Origin of the sequence: Mesorhizobium sp. LNHC252B00 (assembly GCF_000502955.1) — a bacterium.
In the GTDB taxonomy this organism is placed as follows: Bacteria; Pseudomonadota; Alphaproteobacteria; order Rhizobiales; family Rhizobiaceae; genus Mesorhizobium.
In genome coordinates, this window is the sequence record NZ_AYWO01000002.1 from 10,001 (window position 1) to 24,871 (window position 14,871).

The window sequence follows — 14,871 nt, forward strand, 5'->3', positions numbered from 1 at the left end:
CCGGGTTTGGTGCCCGCAAACATCCGATCCTCGGCTATGTCCGCATGCACACCGGCACCGATTGGGCCGCTCCCATCGGATCGCCGATCATCGCCGCTGGCAATGGTGTCGTCGAGAAGGCGGGCTGGGCCGGCGGCTATGGCAAGCAGATCATCCTGCGCCATGCCAATGGCTACGAGACGTCATACAATCACCAGAGCGCCTTTGCCAAAGGCATCGAACCCGGCGTGCGCGTGCGCCAGGGCCAGATCATTGGTTATCTCGGCCAGACCGGTCTCTCCACCGGTCCGCACCTCCACTACGAGCTGATCGTCAACGGCACCAAAGTTGATTCGATGCGCGTCCGGCTGCCGGTCGGCAAGGTGCTGAAGGGCGACGACCTCGTCGCCTTCAAGCGCGAGCGCGAGCGCATCGACGATCTGCTGAAGCAGGAAGACAGTGATTCGCTGAAGGTTGCGAGTGCCAAGATCGACGGTTGATCCGTCGGTCCAACCTTGCTGAATTTCTCAGCCTTGCGGATTTTCTGAACCCCGCGGCCATGGCAGCGGTTGCCCGGAAATGGTCGTCCAGGCGATGACAGCCGAAAGCAGGCAAAGCAGCGCCGTCACCGCAGAGACGGCGGCAAACGCGGCGTCGCTCGCGGCGAGCCTTGCCGCATCGACGGCGGGCGCAAGGCCAACCGTCGCCGGCTCGCCAAAGCCAGGCACGCCGGGCGTTGCATTGCCATCCAGCGCGTGCGCGTAGACCCAAGCGGCAAGCGAGCCCATCGCCGCCACCGCGATCAGACCGCCGATGCGCGAGACGGCATTGTTGATGCCGGAGGCCGCACCCGTATCCTTGTCTTCAACCGCCGTCATGATCGCTGTCGACAATGGCGATACGACCAGCGCCATGCCGAGCCCCATCAGCGCCATCAGCGGAAATGTCCCCGTCCAGAAATTATGAATGCCGGCATGGGCGAGCAAGGCAAGTCCGGCGAAGGCGAAAGCCACGACGAGGCTGCCGCAGGCGATCGGAAAACGCGGGCCGATCCGGTCCGACAGCTGGCCGACCGGTCCCGACAGGAGTGCGATCAATGCCGACAGCGGCAAGAAGATGAAGCCGACCTCGGCCGTACTCAGGCCCCAGCCGGCTATCAGCAACATCGGCAGATAGAAAAGATTGGCCGACAGCGCGAAATAGAGGAAAAACGTCGCCACATTGGCGCCGGCGAAGGCGCCGACGCGAAACAGCGACAGATCGATCATCGGCTCGCGCTGTCGAAGTTCGAAAAAGATGAAAACGACAAGCAATACGGCGCCGGCTGCAATGCTCGGCCCCGACATGTGGCTCTCGTCGCTGGCGCTCATCGAGGTCAGCCCATAGGCGAGCGCGCCGAACGCCAATGTCGCGAGCGCGGCGCCGGCGAGGTCCAGGCTGCGTTTCTCCGTCGGCGTATCGGCTGGAACCTTGGCCAGCAGGAGATAGATCGAGATCAAGCCGAGCGGCAGGTTGATGGCGAAGATCGCCCGCCAGATGCCGTCGCCGAAAGCCGACAGTACGAAGCCGCCGAACACCGGGCCAAGTGCCGTGGTCAGTGCCGAGGCCGCAGCCCAGACTCCGATGGCGCGGCCGCGTTCCTTCTTCGGGTAGGCCTTGGCGATGATGGCGAGACTGCCCGGCACCATGATCGCAGCACCAATGCCCTGCACGGCGCGAAATGCGATCAGCACAATTGCATTCGGCGCCAGCGCACAGGCAAGCGAAGCGGCAATGAACAGCGCAATGCCCGCCACGAAGGCGCGGCGCAGCCCGAATCGGTCACCGGCGGCACCCCCGGCAAGGATCAGCGCCGACAGCGTCAACGCATAGGCGTTGGAAATCCACTGCGCTTGCGCCAGGCTGGCGCCGAGGTTGACGCGGATCGCCGGCATGGCGATGGCAAGGATCGAACCGTCGATGAAGCCGAGCGCCGAGGCCAGGATTGCCGCGATCAGCACAAATCGCCGCTGCGCTTGCGGGCAGAAGGTTCCATTCGTGACCGGACTGGTCAGGGGGACGGCGGCGGCGGCACTTGGTGAATGCATGGAACCTTGCTTAGACTTCGGGTGTAATGGCAACAACCGGCCAGCGGCTTGCTGTCGTTGAAACCAGCCACATTGCCGGGATTGCGCCTGCTCTGACGCAAACGGCGGCAGCCATGTTAGGTTTCCTGCAAATTGCAACGGGGAGAAATCGATGAAGCGGCCACTTGAAGCATCGGCGGAGGGACGTGGCCGCATCGTCGGCATCACTGACGGGGTGTTCGCGATCGCGCTCACCTTGATTGTCCTCGAAATCAGGGTGCCGGCACGCGAGGCGATCCATTCAGAAGGCGAACTGCTTGCCGCGATCGTAGCACTGGCGCCACGCTTCCTGACTTACGCCTTGAGTTTCCTGACGCTGACCATCTTCTGGTTCGGCCAGCAGGCACAGCATGGCCTGATCGCCAGATCCGACCGACGGCTTGCGACGTTGAACCTCTGCTTTCTCGCCTTCATCGCCTTGTTGCCGTTCTCGACCGACCTTCTGGCTGACTTCCTCGAGTTCAGAATCGCCGTGCTGGTCTACTGGCTCAATCTGCTGATGCTCGGCGTCACCCTGTTCGCGAGCTGGCGCTATGCGGAGAAGAACGGCTTCCTGGCAGAGGGCGTCGACGCGGAAACGAAACGCACGGTTTATCTGCGCATCGTCAAGGCGCAAATCCTGTGGGCGATCGGCGCCGCATTGTCATTCGTCAATGCCTTGCTCGGCATCGGCTTCATCCTGGTCGTGCAGCTGATCTATGCCGCCGCACTTCGGAGTTCACTGCTGCGCAAAGTCATCGGCTGAAGGTCCGCCGACAAACTCAACCGTCACACCCGGCGAAACCAGCTTGGCCAGCTCACGCGCATCCCAGTTGGTCAGGCGCACGCAGCCATGGCTTTCAGTCTTGCCGATCTTGGAGGGGTCGGGTGTGCCATGAATGCCGTAGGTCGGCTTGTCCAGCGCGATCCAAACCGAGCCGACAGGACCGTTCGGGCCTGGCGGAATGGTCAGGATCTTGTTGTTTTGACCCTGCTTGAAATTGATGCTGGGGTTGTACGTGTAGTTCGGATCGAGCGCGACGCGCGATACCGCATGCGTGCCGGACGGTGACGGCGTATCCGACGAGCCAATGGTGGCGGGATAGGCTGCCACCAGCTTGCCGCCGGCATCATAGGCGAAAACCTCTTTCTTGTCCTTGTCGGCGACGATGCGGGCCACCGGCGTCGAGACCAACCTGCCGAAATTGGCGACTTTGATGATCGTGCCGGGGCGATTGAAGTTGACGTCCGGGTTGAGCGCCTTGAGATAGTTCTCGTCCATGTGGAAGCGCTCCGCCAGCGCTTCGGTCACAGACGTATAGCCCATGCGATCGAGCTGCGCCTTTTGGCTGTAGTCTTCCGGGATCGAGGCGACATACGGGCCGGCCGCATCCTCCGGCGTGATCGTGTAGTTGGCGAAAGCGTCGCCGCCGGATTGCGCCAGCGCTGACTGGATGCCGACAGCATCGGTCGATCGCAGATTGCTTCCGGTGATCTGGTTGTAGGCGGCGAGTGCCTTGTCGACATTCGAACCGAATCGCCCGTCGATGACGCCAGGCGAAGCGCCACCCCGGTCGAGCAGCACCTGCAGCGCTGCGACGTCCTCGCGCGCTCCCAGCGAAAGCGACGGCTCGACGGTCTTGCCGCCGATCTTCGGCGGCAGTGCCGCCTGATCCCCGGGCATGGTCTGTTCGGTCGGTGCCGCAGGCTGACCAGGGTCTATCGAGGCCTCGTCCAATGGCTGACGCGTTATGATTTGCGGCTCTGCCGGCTGGGGTGCATCGGGAAAATTGTTGTCGTAGCTGCCATCGTCCTGCGGTGCCGGCGGATAGACTTCCACGGAATTGTCACCGTTAGGATCGTATTCGTCGGCCGGCGGCGGGATGACCCGGCCCTCCTCTTCCAGTTGCTTGCGACGGAACCGCGCCATATCTTCCGGATTGTCGAGATAATAGCGATCATTGTCATCGGGGACGCGGCCCAGTTCTCGCAACCGTGTCTCGCGACGCAGCGCGCGGCGATCGAGTCGCGACTTCGGCGGCTGAATGGCGATGACCTTGCCGGTTTCGGCGTCAACGATGACGCGATTGCCCCTGGCGTCATAGTAGATGTCCAGATTGCCGTCCTGTGCGAGCAGGATGGCACCGTCGTTGATGGCGCGGACAATCGGTGGTGCGCTGTCCTGCGTCGGGGCAGCGACGGCATTGGCAGACAAGAACCCGCCGGCAAGTGCCGAGAGGGTGAAGATCGTGCGCAGCATGGTGGCGAAGCTCTCCGGTCCGTAATTGCCGCCGCCCGGCAGTGTCCCTGTAAGGCGAACCCCTTCGCCAGCAAACAAGTCAATCACCATATGGTTCCAATATGAACCGGGCATGAAGATGGCGGTTTCCGGCGCATCGGCGAATATTATCTAGCTTGCGGCAAGACCCAATTCCTTGCGCGCCTGCTTGGTCAGCTTCAGGGCGACAAGACGATAGCTCTCGCGCAGATAGTCCTTCAGCGCACTATCATCCATGCTGTGGCTTGTCTGACGCTGGATCCATGTCATGCCGCGCGACGCAAGATAGGGCGCGGGCCGCAGACCCGGCTGCTCCTTGAGCACATCATAGGCGATATCGGAGCATTTGAAGGTCACGAAGAGTTGGCCACCCTGGCCCCAGCCGCCGATCGCAAAGACCTTGGCTCCGACCTTCCAGACATGGGCACCGCCCCACTGGACGACATGGGTCGTCGACGGCAATGAAGCGCAGAAGTCGTTATAGTCGTCCAGCGTCATCAGTGCTCTCAGGTTTTTAGGTGTATGTCGCCCAAAAGTGGCGCCAGTTTTGGGAGAATGACATGCATATGTCAAAGACCTAAGACGCCGCGCGTCCAGAATGGACGCGCGGCGTTGGATTAGGCTGCCGCTTCCGCCGCGACGATCGTCGGCTTCGAGCGGAAGTTCAGCCGGTCGGAACCGGCTGTCACCTTGACGGTCGAGCCGTCGAGGATGTCGCCAAGCAGGACCTTCTCCGCCAGAGGATCCTGCAACTCCTTCTGCATCACGCGCTTCAGCGGCCGCGCGCCATAGGCCGGGTCGTAACCCTTGGCTGCCAGCCAGTCGATCGCCTCCTGATCCAGCGACAGCGTGATCTTGCGGTCGACAAGCAGGCTCTCCAGCCGCTTGAGCTGGATCTCGACGATGCGGCCCATATCCTGCCGGCGCAGCCGGTGGAACAGGATCACCTCGTCGACGCGGTTGAGGAACTCCGGCCGGAACGATGCCCTGACGACATTCATCACCTCGTCGCGAACCACATCGACATCCTGGTCCTCGCCGAGATTGACGAGATATTCAGCACCGAGGTTCGAGGTCATGATGATCAGCGTGTTGCGGAAGTCGACGGTACGGCCCTGGCCATCGGTCAGGCGGCCGTCGTCGAGCACCTGCAACAGCACGTTGAAGACATCGGGATGTGCCTTTTCAATCTCGTCGAACAGCACGACCTGATAGGGCCGCCGCCGCACCGCTTCGGTCAGCGCGCCACCTTCCTCATAGCCGACATAGCCGGGAGGCGCGCCGATCAGCCGGGCAACCGAGTGCTTCTCCATGAACTCCGACATGTCGATCCGCACCATCGCGCTTTCGTCGTCGAACAGGAAGTTAGCCAGCGCCTTGGTCAGTTCGGTCTTGCCGACACCCGTCGGTCCGAGGAACATGAACGAGCCGATCGGCCGGTTCGGATCCTGCAGGCCCGCACGCGCCCGACGCACGGCCTTCGAGACGGACTGCACCGCTTCGCCCTGGCCGACGACGCGCTTGCCGATCTCGTCTTCCATGCGCAGCAGCTTGTCGCGCTCGCCCTGCAGCATCTTGTCGACTGGAATGCCGGTCCAGCGCGAGACGATATGGGCGACGTGGTCGGGGGTGACCACCTCTTCGACCATGCCGACCTTGCCGTCCTGGGCCTCGGCCTGCTTCAGCTTCTTTTCCAGTTCCGGGATCTTGCCATAGGCCAGCTCGCCGGCGCGCTGGAACTCACCCTTGCGCTGGGCAATGGCAAGGTCGTTGCGCGCCTCGTCGAGCTGCTTCTTGAGGTCAGCGGCGAGCCCGAGCTTCTGCTTCTCGGCCTGCCATTTGGCGGTGATCTCGGTCGATTCCTCTTCGAGGCCGACGAGTTCCTTTTCCAGGCGGGCGAGCCGGTCCTTTGAGGCATCGTCCGTCTCGACCTTCAGCGCTTCGCGCTCGATCTTGAGCTGCATGATGCGGCGATCGATCTCGTCCAGTGCTTCGGGCTTGGAATCGACCTGCATGCGCAGCCGCGATGCGGCTTCGTCGACGAGGTCAATCGCCTTGTCCGGCAGGAAGCGGTCGGCGATGTAGCGGTTGGACAGCGTCGCCGCCGCCACCAGCGCCGAATCCGAGATACGCACCTTGTGGTGCTGCTCGTATTTTTCCTTCAGGCCGCGCAGGATTGAAACGGTGTCTTCCACCGTCGGCTCATCGACGAACACCGGCTGGAAGCGGCGGGCAAGGGCTGCATCTTTCTCGACATGCTTGCGGTACTCGTCGAGCGTGGTGGCGCCGACACAGTGCAGTTCACCGCGCGCAAGCGCGGGCTTCAACAAGTTCGACGCATCCATGGCGCCATCCGCCTTTCCGGCGCCGACCAGCGTATGCATCTCGTCGATGAACAGGATGATGTTGCCGCTGGCCGAGGTGACTTCGGAGAGCACGGCCTTCAGCCGCTCCTCGAACTCGCCGCGGTATTTGGCGCCGGCAATCAGCGCGCCCATGTCGAGCGCCATCAATTGCTTGTCCTTCAGCGATTCCGGCACGTCGCCATTGACGATGCGCAGCGCCAGGCCTTCGGCGATCGCTGTCTTGCCGACGCCCGGTTCACCGATCAGCACCGGATTGTTCTTGGTGCGGCGCGACAGCACCTGGATGGTGCGTCGGATCTCGTCGTCACGGCCAATCACCGGATCGAGCTTGCCGGCACGCCCATCCGCGGTCAGGTCGCGCGCATATTTCTTCAGCGCGTCGTAGCCCTGTTCGGCACTCGCTGAATCGGCGGTGCGGCCCTTGCGGACGTCGTTGATGACCTGGTTGAGTGCCTGCGCGGTGACGCCGGCCTTGGAAAGGATGTCGGCGGTCTTGGCCGATTTCTCCATGGCGAGCGCCTGCAGCAGCCGCTCGACGGTGACAAAACTGTCGCCGGCCTTCTTGGCCAGTTCCTCGGCGGTCGAGAACACTTTTGCCAGCGGCTGCGCCAGATAGAGCTGGCCATTGCCGCCCTCGACCTTGGGCATCGCCTCGAGCGCCGTCTCGACGCCAAGCTTGACGTCGCGGGCATTACCGCCGGCGCGCTCGATCAGTGATGCGGCCAGGCCCTCGTCATCGTCGACGAGCACCTTCAGGATGTGTTCAGGCGTGAACTGCTGGTGGTTGCGGGAGAGCGCCATGGTCTGCGCGGACTGGATGAAGCCGCGCACGCGCTCGGAGTATTTCTCAAGGTTCATATCTGTCTCCTTCCATCACCGGCCCGCTTTGCGGCACCGGATCAGATTGCGGTGACGAATCCGCCCATTCGAGCCGGATCCTGTTCAGCCGAGATATGGTGCATAGGCCATGCTGTCTCAAGACGCCTTGATGTCGGTCAATGCATAATATTCCATCGCGGCACAAAACAAAAACGGCGGAGATTTATCCCCGCCGCTCAATGTATTGAAATGTCGTTCGATCAGTTGTCGATGTCGACAATGGCCGGTTCAGCGTTGCCGCTGTCGGCCGGGGCCGCAGTCACCTCGCCACCTTCGGCTCTGTCGCCACCGCCATCGACCTGATTGGCGTTGACGCGCGGACGGCGCGGACGCCTCGGGCGACGGGCAGCACCGCTTTCGGCGGCCGCCTCATTGAGCTCGGCCCGGGCGGCAAGATCCGCCGGCGAAAGGTTCTCGAACAACGGAGCGGGTTCGGCCGCCGCAACGGACTCGGTCGGCGAAGCGGTTTCGGCCTGAACCGGAGCCTCGTTGCTCCGGGGCTGACCACCTTGCTCGGCGGACGATGAATAATCCCGCTGGCCGTAACCGCCATTGGGGCGACGATCGCGATGGCGTGCGCCACTGTTGTCGCGGCCACCACTGTTGCGCCCGCTATTGTCGCGCCCGCTATTGTCACGCCCGCTATTATCACGATTGTCGCGGCCACCTTCCCGGTTGAGCGCAACCTCGGCCGGCATGCCTTCGATGACCGGCTGCGGGCCGGCGCCATGGTTGATCACCGGCACTTGGGCATCGGAAACGGTATTGCTGTTGTTGCTGGCATTGTCGAAATCGTCGCGATCCTCGTCGCCGTCATCGTCGAAATCATCGCGATTCTGCTGCGTGTTCTGGATCGGCATCTGCGCCTGCGCGGCCGCGATGATGCGATTGTAATGTTCGGCGTGCTGGAGATAATTCTCCGCCATGACCCGATCGCCGGAGCTTTGCGCGTCGCGGGCAAGGGTGGCGTATTTTTCGGCGATCTGCTGAGCCGAACCGCGGATCTTGACGTCCGGGCCATTGCTCTCGTAGTTGCGCGTCAGGGGGTTCGGCCCCTTGCGGTTGTTGTTGTTATTGTTGTTATTGTTGCTGCCGCCGCCATTGTTGTTGCGACCGCGCATGCGCCTGTTCTGCTGTTGTGGCCTCATCAAACTCTCTTCATCTTGAAATTTTCGAAAACTCTTCACGAACGGAGGCGCTCATGCAGCCAGCCGCTTCGTCTCTTCACCGGCGTTCGCCCGCATCAATTGCGTTGGCGCCACGTGCCATCCTGTTCCGGTTACATCACTTGCCGGACGATTCCCGCACGAAGCTTGGGCATCGTTTGCGCAAGAAGGCAGCTATTTCCAAGGAAAACCGAATCGCTAAGAGCACTGCCTGCTTCGTCTCATCCGGTTAAGGCGACCCTAGCCGCATTCCCCGGCATTGCCAAGCGCTTTTTTGCACTGCATCAAGGCTTTATCCTTTCAAAGACAAGAACCCTGTCGTTTCCGCCAAGATCCCGAAAAGCACCACCCGGCACGTAGCCGGCAACTGTGAATGTCTTCGAGACTTGATCGTGCTGCGTGTGGCCGATCTCGACCGCAATCCTGCCTTCAGTTTCCAAAAACCTCGCCGCCTCCGCGGCGATGATCCTATAGGGGTTCAGACCATCCGCGCCGCCATCCAAGGCCAAGCGCGGGTCGAAATTGCGGACTTCGTCCTGCAGATTTCCTATGTCTTCAGAGGGTATATAGGGAGGGTTTGCGGCAATTACATGGTACCGGCCCGAAACTTTTTCAAACCAGTCCGACTGGAGCGCTGTGAACCGCCTTGCAAGGCCCAACTGCCCGGCATTGCGGGTCGCCGTCGCCAACGCGCCCGCGGACAGATCGACACCGGTGGCCGTAGCTGTCGGCACGGCGCTGAGCAGCGCCAGCGCAATGGCGCCGGTGCCGGTGCCAAGATCGAGGATCCGGCATACGCCCTCCCGCGCCGCGATTGCCTTGACGAAGGGCAACACCGCCTCGACCAGCGTTTCGGTATCCGGCCGCGGCTCCAGCGTTTCCGGCGACAGCGACAGGCGCAAACCGTAGAATTCACGATAGCCAAGGGTGCGGTGCACCGGCTCACCGCCGGCGCGGCGCCGCAAGGCGGCGTCGATTTCGACAACAATATCGGCGTCGACCTTGCGTTCGGGGTCCGCGATGGCTTGCGTACGCGTGGTGCCGGAAAAATGCTCGACGATCAGCCGCGCATCGAGCGCCGGATCATTGGAAGCGGCAGCGGCAAGCCGAGCCTGCGCTTCCCGCAGCAGCGGCCCGAGCGTCTCGGGCAGTTGATCAGCCATCGATGCCGATGTCGGCAAGCAGCTTCGACTGGTGATCGGCGATCAGCGCGTTGATGATCTCGTCGAGTTCGCCCATCATTACCCGGTCGAGCTTGTAGAGCGTCAGGTTGATGCGGTGGTCGGTGACGCGGCCTTGCGGGAAATTATAGGTGCGGATGCGTTCAGAGCGGTCGCCGGAACCGACCTGCGACTTGCGCGATTCGGAACGCTCCTCGTCGGCCTTGCCGCGCTCCAGGTCATAGAGCCGGGCGCGCAGGATCTGCATGGCCTTCGCCCGATTCTGATGCTGCGACTTCTCCGCCTGCACCACCATGATGCCGGTTGGCAAATGGGTGATGCGAACGGCCGAATCGGTGGTGTTGACGTGCTGGCCGCCTGAACCCGAGGCGCGCATCGTGTCGATGCGGATGTCTTCGGCCCTGATGTCGATGTCGACCTCTTCGGCTTCCGGCAGCACTGCGACGGTTGCCGCCGACGTGTGGATGCGCCCGCTCGCCTCGGTCGCCGGCACGCGCTGCACGCGGTGCACGCCGGATTCGAATTTCAGATGCGCAAAGACGCCCTTGCCCGACACCGTGGCGATGATTTCCTTGTAGCCGCCGGCATCGCCTTCACTGGCCGAAGCCGTCTCGAAACGCCAGCCACGTTCGGCAGCGTAGCGCTCATACATGCGAAACAGATCGCCGGCGAAAAGGGCGGCCTCATCGCCGCCGGTTCCGGCACGAATTTCGAGAATGGCGTTCTTGTCGTCGGCGGCATCCTTGGGCAACAGCAGGATCTGGATGTCCCTCTGCAGCGCCTCGATGCGTTCCTCGACCTCCGGCAGGTCGGCCTCGGCAAGCGCCCGCATCTCGGCATCGGTGCCCTTGTCGGCAAGCATGGCTTTGAGGTCGGCCTGCTCATGCTCGGCCAAGCGCAGTGCCCTGACCTTGGCCACCATGTCCTGGATGTCGGCATATTCGGACGCCATCCGTACATAGGCATCCGGCGCCGGGCCAGCCGACATCTGCGCTTCGAGCATCTCGAAACGCTTGACGACTTGATCCATACGATCGCGGGGCAGGTTGACCATGATGAGGCTGCTACAATGGAATCGAACGGTCGTCGGCAAAGGCCTGCAGCAGCGCCCGCATCGGCAACCCCTGCGCCGGCGCCATCAGATTGTCGTCGAAGAACGCCTCCAGCTCATCCAGCGGCAGTTCCGTCAGCATCGCCTTGACCGGGCCGATCGAGGCCGGCGACATCGAGATGGAGCGGAAGCCGAGGCCGATCAACGCCATCGCCGAGATAGGTTTTCCGGCGAGTTCGCCGCACAGGGTCACCGGCGTGTGGTTGCGGACGCCGGCATCGGCGATCTGCTTGAGCACCCGCAGGAACGGCGCCGACAGCGTGTCGAAACGGTTGGCCAATTGCGTGTTGCCGCGGTCGACGGCCATGACGAACTGGAACAGGTCGTTCGAACCGACCGAGACGAAATCGACGGCCTTCATCAATTCGTCGAGCTGGAACAAAAGCGACGGCACTTCCAGCATGGCGCCCAGCTTGAGGCTGGTCGGCAAATGATGGGCAAAACGCGACAGATGCCGCACCTCGCGATCGATGATCTCGCGCGCCTGGGCGATCTCGCCGAGTTCGGTCACCATCGGCAGCATCAGCTTCAATTCGCGCCCGCCGCTGGCCTTGAGCAAGGCGCGGATCTGGGTGCGCAGCAAGCCCGGCCGATCCAGCGTCAGGCGGATCGCCCGCCAGCCGAGCGCCGGATTCTCCTCCTGGATAGAGCCCTTGAAGTAGGGCAGCACCTTGTCGCCGCCAATATCGATGGTGCGGAAGGTAACCGGCTTGCCGCGCGCTGCCTCAAGCACGTCGCGGTAAAGCTTTTCCTGGGCCTCGGCCCGGGGAAATGTCGAGGCGACCATGAATTGCAATTCGGTGCGAAACAGGCCGATACCGGCCGCACCCGCCTCGGCGAGCTGCGGCAGGTCGACCGCAAGACCGGCGTTCATCAGCAGGTCGACCTGGACGCCGTCCTTGGTCGTCGACGGCTTCTTGCGCAGCTCGCGATAGACCTCTTGCCGGCGCGCCCGGAAACGCACCTTTTCGGCATAGGCGGCTTCGAGATCGGCCTGCGGCCGCAAATGGATCACGCCCTCTTCGCCATCGACTATGATGGCGTCGCCGTTTTCCGCCATGGAAACGGCGCCCTTCATCTGGCCGGCGACAGGGATGCCCATGGCACGCGCGACGATGACGACGTGACTGGTCGCGGCACCGTCCTCGAGCACCAGCCCGCGCATCTTGTCCCGGGGATAATCGAGCAGTTCGGCGGCCCCCATCGAACGGGCAACGATGATGGCGTCCTTCGGCAGCGATGCGGCGACATCCTCCGGCCCACGTCCCATCAGCTGGCGCAGCAGCCGGTTGGCGAGGTCGTCGAAGTCGCTCATCCGTTCGCGCAGATACGGATCGGTCATGTGCAGCATGCGGGCGCGCATGTCGCTCTGCACCTTTTCCACGGCAGCCTCGGCCGTCAGGCCGTTGCGGATCGCCTCCTCAAGCCGCCGCACCCAGCCGCGGTCGTTGGCGAACATGCGATAGGCTTCCAGAACCTGGCGATGCTCGCCCTCGAAGGCAACATCGCGGCGCTCCAGCATGTCGTCGATGGACAGCCTGAGCGAGCCGAGCGAGGTTTCGAGCCGGCGGACCTCTTCCTCGCTGTCCTCGTTGAACAGATTGGTGACGACGATGCGCGGCTCGTGCAGCACGACATGGCCAAGCCCGACGCCGTCATTGAAGGACAGGCCGGTGAAGCTGACCGGGCGGCGCAGATCGAGTTCGAGACCGGGCCTGGTCAGCCGCGCCAGATCGCCGGTGGCGATCATCTCGGCGATCACCATGGCGGTGGTTTCCAGCGCCTCGACCTCATCGTCGCGATAGTGACGCATGGTCTTGTTCTGCACCACAAGCACGCCCAATGTGCGCCCTGCCCGCAGCACCGGCACGCCGAGGAAGGAATTGTAGATCTCTTCCCCGGTCTCCGGCAGATAAGCGAAGGCCGGGTGTTCCTGCGCATTCGAGAGATTGAGCGGCCGCGCGCTGGCCGCGATCGTGCCGACCAGGCCTTGCCCCAATCGCAACTGCGCCAGATGGACGGCGTTCGGGTTCAAACCCTCGGTGGCGTAGAGTTCGAGCACCGAATCGGAGCGCAGCACATAGAGCGAGCAGACTTCGGCGACCATATTGGAGGCGATGTCGCGCACGATCCGGTCAAGCCGCTCCTGCGGCTCCAGCGGCTCCTGCATGAGCTCGCGGAGCCGTTTCAGCAAAACGCGCGGGCCACTGGCCTGATCACGCATCGCGGCTTGTTCTCCAATGGGCATTCTGCCCGCCACAGTTTCCACTGCGACCGGCGCACACGCAACAACTCAAATCGTTCTCGCTACTGCTTATCCAGACCGTAGACGGAATGCAAAGTGCGAACCGCAAGTTCGGTGTACGGACCGTCGATCAGGATCGAAATCTTGATCTCCGAAGTCGTGATGGCACGGATGTTGATCGACTTGTCGGCCAGCGCCTTGAAAGCGGTGGCGGCGACGCCGGCATGGCTCCTCATGCCGATACCGATGACGGAAACTTTCGACATGCCGGCTTCCGACTGCACGACATCGTAGCCGATCGACGCCTTGAGGCGCTCCAGCACGGCCAGCGCCTTGTCGACATCGCCCGAGGGCACGGTGAATGTCATGTCGGTAGACTTTCCGTCCTCGGATATGTTCTGGACGATCATGTCGACATTGATGTTGGCCTCGGCCAGCGGCCCGAAGATGCCGGCGGCAACGCCCGGCCGGTCGCCGACCCGGCGCAGCGAAATCTGCGCCTCGTCCTTGGCATAGGCAATTCCGGTGACGACCTGTTGTTCCACGATCTCTTCCTCGTCGCAAATGAGCGTTCCGGGCGGATTGAGCAAATCCCCCATTCCGGGCGCATTGGGATCGTCGAAGGACGACCGCACGAAGGTACGCACCCTGTGCACCATGGCAAGCTCGACCGAACGCACCTGCAGAACCTTGGCACCGAGCGAGGCCATTTCAAGCATTTCCTCGAACGATATCTTGGCCAGACGCCGCGCCTTGGGCTCGATGCGCGGGTCGGTGGTATAGACCCCGTCGACATCGGTGTAGATGTCGCAACGATCGGCCTTGACCGCCGCCGCAATGGCGACCGCGCTGGTGTCGGAGCCGCCGCGGCCAAGCGTGGAGATGCGATTGTCCGGACCGATGCCCTGGAATCCGGCGATCACCGCCACCTGGCCCTCGCCGAAGCGTTTGATCAGGAACGCACCATCAATGTCGAGGATGCGCGCCGCGCCATGCGCATTGTCGGTCTTGATCGGGATCTGCCAGCCCTGCCACGAGCGTGCATGCACGCCCATGTTCTGCAAGGTGATTGCCAGAAGGCCGGCCGTGACCTGTTCGCCGGAAGCGACGACCGCGTCATATTCGCGTGCGTCGTGCATCGGCGAGGCCTCGCGGGTCCAGCCGACCAGTTCGTTGGTCTTGCCGGACATCGCCGAAACGACCACCGCCACCTCATGGCCGGCGTCGACCTCGCGTTTCACATGACGCGCCACGTTGCGGATGCGGGCGATGTCGGCGACGGAGGTTCCGCCGAATTTCATCACGATGCGCGCCATGGAAGCGAAATGCCTTTGACTGAAGCCGGATCCAGCCAAAAAAGGCGGGAATCCCAAAAAGTGGAAGGCCGGCTGACGCCGGCCGCTGAATGCGCGGCCTCCTTAGCCAAATGATGAAGGTTTCGCAAGGCTGGCGGCGGATTGCCGCCTTCAAGAAGACGGCATATTGCGTTCCGCCCCGCCGCCGCTTACGAAATATGGCCCAGGGGAACTCCTTTTGGTTCAGCATTGCAGATGATTACTCG

Annotated in this window: 11 protein-coding genes (1 of these 11 running past the window's edge); 2 read left to right on the forward strand and 9 right to left on the reverse strand. The window is 62.8% G+C overall.

Annotation, left to right across the window (positions count from 1 at the left end; translation table 11 throughout):
• Window positions 1-479, forward strand: partial view of a M23 family metallopeptidase gene (locus tag X744_RS166565; RefSeq protein WP_023757168.1) — the final stretch only. It extends 1,486 nt beyond the left edge of the window; the window shows 479 of its 1,965 coding nt (coding positions 1,487-1,965); the start codon falls outside the window, past its left edge; its stop codon occupies window positions 477-479.
• Window positions 480-506: 27 nt separating this feature from the next.
• Here the strand turns inward: X744_RS166565 and X744_RS166560 are convergent, their stop codons facing one another.
• Window positions 507-2,066 (reverse strand): MFS transporter, encoded by a 1,560-nt coding sequence (locus X744_RS166560; protein ID WP_023757169.1) that lies wholly within the window; start codon window positions 2,064-2,066, stop codon window positions 507-509.
• A 151-nt stretch (window positions 2,067-2,217) separates the two neighbouring features.
• Between X744_RS166560 and X744_RS166555 the strand changes: the two genes are divergently transcribed.
• Window positions 2,218-2,850 carry a TMEM175 family protein gene (locus X744_RS166555; RefSeq protein ID WP_023757170.1) on the forward strand — a complete coding sequence of 211 codons (633 nt, stop codon included), beginning with the start codon at window positions 2,218-2,220 and terminating at the stop codon, window positions 2,848-2,850.
• On the opposite strand, the gene X744_RS166550 is transcribed toward X744_RS166555, so the two are convergent.
• From X744_RS166550 to X744_RS166515, 8 genes are all read right to left on the reverse strand, one after another.
• Window positions 2,824-4,344 carry a L,D-transpeptidase family protein gene (locus X744_RS166550; RefSeq protein WP_023757171.1) on the reverse strand — a complete coding sequence of 507 codons (1,521 nt, stop codon included), beginning with the start codon at window positions 4,342-4,344 and terminating at the stop codon, window positions 2,824-2,826. The genes X744_RS166555 and X744_RS166550 overlap by 27 nt on opposite strands.
• A 150-nt stretch (window positions 4,345-4,494) precedes the next feature.
• Window positions 4,495-4,860, reverse strand: coding sequence for an MmcQ/YjbR family DNA-binding protein (locus X744_RS166545; protein WP_023757172.1), 366 nt, complete (start codon window positions 4,858-4,860; stop codon window positions 4,495-4,497).
• A gap of 119 nt (window positions 4,861-4,979) precedes the next feature.
• Entirely contained in the window at window positions 4,980-7,586 is a 2,607-nt protein-coding gene (gene clpB / locus X744_RS166540; RefSeq protein ID WP_023757173.1) for an ATP-dependent chaperone ClpB, read from the reverse strand.
• A 221-nt stretch (window positions 7,587-7,807) separates the two neighbouring features.
• Window positions 7,808-8,755 (reverse strand): DUF4167 domain-containing protein, encoded by a 948-nt coding sequence (locus tag X744_RS166535; protein WP_023757174.1) that lies wholly within the window; start codon window positions 8,753-8,755, stop codon window positions 7,808-7,810.
• A 302-nt stretch (window positions 8,756-9,057) separates the two neighbouring features.
• Complete coding sequence (gene prmC / locus X744_RS166530; protein ID WP_023757175.1) at window positions 9,058-9,936, reverse strand: peptide chain release factor N(5)-glutamine methyltransferase; 879 nt, start codon at window positions 9,934-9,936, stop codon at window positions 9,058-9,060.
• Window positions 9,929-11,008: a peptide chain release factor 1 gene (gene prfA / locus X744_RS166525; protein WP_023757176.1), complete on the reverse strand. Its 1,080-nt coding sequence runs from the start codon at window positions 11,006-11,008 to the stop codon at window positions 9,929-9,931. Before prfA ends, prmC begins: the two co-directional genes overlap by 8 nt.
• A 10-nt stretch (window positions 11,009-11,018) precedes the next feature.
• Window positions 11,019-13,289 carry a phosphoenolpyruvate--protein phosphotransferase gene (gene ptsP, locus X744_RS166520; protein WP_023757177.1) on the reverse strand — a complete coding sequence of 757 codons (2,271 nt, stop codon included), beginning with the start codon at window positions 13,287-13,289 and terminating at the stop codon, window positions 11,019-11,021.
• Between the two features lie 83 nt (window positions 13,290-13,372).
• The gene (locus X744_RS166515) at window positions 13,373-14,626 is read right to left on the reverse strand and encodes an aspartate kinase (protein WP_023757178.1); all 1,254 of its coding nucleotides are present in this window, start codon (window positions 14,624-14,626) and stop codon (window positions 13,373-13,375) included.
• Window positions 14,627-14,871: the final 245 nt, after the last annotated feature.

What these genes read in the sequence shown, in the direction of transcription:
- X744_RS166560 (WP_023757169.1), bottom strand. Translation starts at nt 2,066, where the DNA reads ATGCATTCACCAAGTGCCGCCGCCGCCGTCCCCCTGACCAGTCCGGTC.
- X744_RS166555 (WP_023757170.1), top strand. Translation starts at nt 2,218, where the DNA reads ATGAAGCGGCCACTTGAAGCATCGGCGGAGGGACGTGGCCGCATCGTC.
- X744_RS166550 (WP_023757171.1), bottom strand. Translation starts at nt 4,344, where the DNA reads ATGCTGCGCACGATCTTCACCCTCTCGGCACTTGCCGGCGGGTTCTTG.
- X744_RS166545 (WP_023757172.1), bottom strand. Translation starts at nt 4,860, where the DNA reads ATGACGCTGGACGACTATAACGACTTCTGCGCTTCATTGCCGTCGACG.
- clpB (WP_023757173.1), bottom strand. Translation starts at nt 7,586, where the DNA reads ATGAACCTTGAGAAATACTCCGAGCGCGTGCGCGGCTTCATCCAGTCC.
- X744_RS166535 (WP_023757174.1), bottom strand. Translation starts at nt 8,755, where the DNA reads ATGAGGCCACAACAGCAGAACAGGCGCATGCGCGGTCGCAACAACAAT.
- prmC (WP_023757175.1), bottom strand. Translation starts at nt 9,936, where the DNA reads ATGGCTGATCAACTGCCCGAGACGCTCGGGCCGCTGCTGCGGGAAGCG.
- prfA (WP_023757176.1), bottom strand. Translation starts at nt 11,008, where the DNA reads ATGGTCAACCTGCCCCGCGATCGTATGGATCAAGTCGTCAAGCGTTTC.
- ptsP (WP_023757177.1), bottom strand. Translation starts at nt 13,289, where the DNA reads ATGCGTGATCAGGCCAGTGGCCCGCGCGTTTTGCTGAAACGGCTCCGC.
- X744_RS166515 (WP_023757178.1), bottom strand. Translation starts at nt 14,626, where the DNA reads ATGGCGCGCATCGTGATGAAATTCGGCGGAACCTCCGTCGCCGACATC.